The 1,812-nt window shown below is 40.3% G+C and carries 3 protein-coding genes; 1 reads left to right on the top strand and 2 read right to left on the bottom strand.

The features are described from left to right. Positions 1 to 466: YqcI/YcgG family protein (locus AC1DVB_RS26990; RefSeq protein WP_477591903.1), on the bottom strand; the 466-nt coding region annotated here is incomplete at its 3' end. A 138-nt stretch (positions 467 to 604) separates the two neighbouring features. Between AC1DVB_RS26990 and AC1DVB_RS26995 the strand changes: the two genes are divergently transcribed. After that, positions 605 to 859 carry an alpha/beta-type small acid-soluble spore protein gene (locus tag AC1DVB_RS26995; protein WP_095679680.1) on the top strand — a complete coding sequence of 85 codons (255 nt, stop codon included), beginning with the start codon at positions 605 to 607 and terminating at the stop codon, positions 857 to 859. A 102-nt stretch (positions 860 to 961) separates the two neighbouring features. On the opposite strand, the gene AC1DVB_RS27000 is transcribed toward AC1DVB_RS26995, so the two are convergent. Next, the coding region (locus tag AC1DVB_RS27000; RefSeq protein ID WP_477591905.1) for an iron-containing alcohol dehydrogenase at positions 962 to 1,812 on the bottom strand (851 nt) is incomplete at its 5' end.

Consider the following 1,812-nt stretch of genomic DNA (forward strand, 5'->3'; position numbering starts at 1 on the left):
GTTTATAAGCAGGTGCATTACCAAAGACAAAGATTGGTTCCCCGGCAAAATGATAGTCCCATAAATAATGATCCGGATCTTTCGGCTTTTCAATTGGCCAAGGTTTTTCATCCGCTTGATGCAGGTATTGAAGGATCTCCCAAAACCTTTTACGGTAAAATTCTATATCACCCTCTATCGAATCAGGCTCCATAAAAACGAAAAGTCCATGCCTTATATATGGTGGTTCCTGAAACAAAYCAAGAAAGCTTTCCACTGCTTTAGGGAGATTGGACCAATCTTCCTGTGTGATATAAGCATAACGAAGTTCCCCTTTATTTTCAGCTTTCATACCAAAATAACAAGGAAAGGTTTTATCGGTCACTGTTTCATGGAATGTTTGATATTCCTTGATTAGCCATTGCGGCACTCGATCGGGATTTGTCATATCTTCTTTTGTTAACAAACTTGAATTCGCAGTCAGCATCATTTTCTCCTTCAATCGTCGTTTTATTATATGTTACCCGCTTTAAATAAACTAAAACTTCTTCGAATTGGAAATCAGGTTTATCATTTTCATTTCATTAGGATAACCTAAGAAAAAAATAGGAGGAGGTATTGCTAAATGGCAAGGAGAAGGAGAATATTGGTATCTGAAGCGCGACAAGGCCTTGATGATTTAAAAGCCAAAATCGCTGGCACAAAGAATCCCGAAGAGGCAAAGTTTGAAGTAGCAAAAGAACTGGGCGTACCGTTGAAAAAAGACTATAACGGTGAACTGACATCCAAGCAGAATGGAAAAATAGGCGGAAAGTTAGGCGGAGGCATGGTCAAGGAACTTATAAAGATGGCACAGGAAAACTTAGGAAAAAAACATTAACCAGAGTCTATCACTGTAGTTCTTAGACATCAGATAAAGAAATGAACTTTTGAATGGTAAAATTCGGGACTTAACACGTTACAACGCAATAAAAGCCAACCTTTACGGGCTGGCTTTTTTAGATAAGTTAATTCTTACGGGTGAAACTCTTGAAACAACTGACATTATTAATTCCTCCGACATCGGGTAATTAGCGGCAGCTGGGTCGGTCATTACTGCTTTCAGAATTCTTTCCATATCCGGCTGGTTAATTTCATAGGCGCTGAAGTCGGAGGGCAGCCCAAGATCAGATAGGAAAACACGTAGCTTTTCTACCACTTTCGCTAAGATCCTTTTTGAATCTTCATCCTGTACTTTCACACTAAAGGCTTCAGCTATCAAATGGGCCTTTTGAAGATATAAATCCGGGATTGATTCCATGACGACCGGTAATAATACGGCATTGGCCAGTCCATGCGGAATACGGAATAACGCCCCATATGCGTGGGCAAAGTTATGAACAGGAATCGCATTCAATGCACTACAAAATGCAGTGATTCCCATCATGCTTCCATGCAGCATTTCCATTCTAGCCTCAATATTCGTTCCATCCTTTACGGCCCTCGGTAAATTTCTTTCAATAACTCGAATGGCCTGATATGCATATGCATCGGTTATTGTTGTCGCAGCAGGTGAAATGATCGCTTCAAATGCATGTGTCAATGCATCGGCACCAGTAAACGCCGTAATGTCAGACGGCAGTCCGACTGTTAACTCGGGATCTAGAATCGCAACATCCGAACTTAAAAAAACATTGTATATATTCATTTTGACATTTTTATGTTCATTATATATGACTGCGATCGGGGATACTTCAGAACCGGTTCCTGCTGTTGTGGCTACGGATATATGCGGGATATTCATGGATTGTGCTTTTGGAAAACCCTCATATAGAAAACCGCTTGGTATTGAAT

Source organism: Peribacillus sp. P4_D6, from assembly GCF_056401795.1.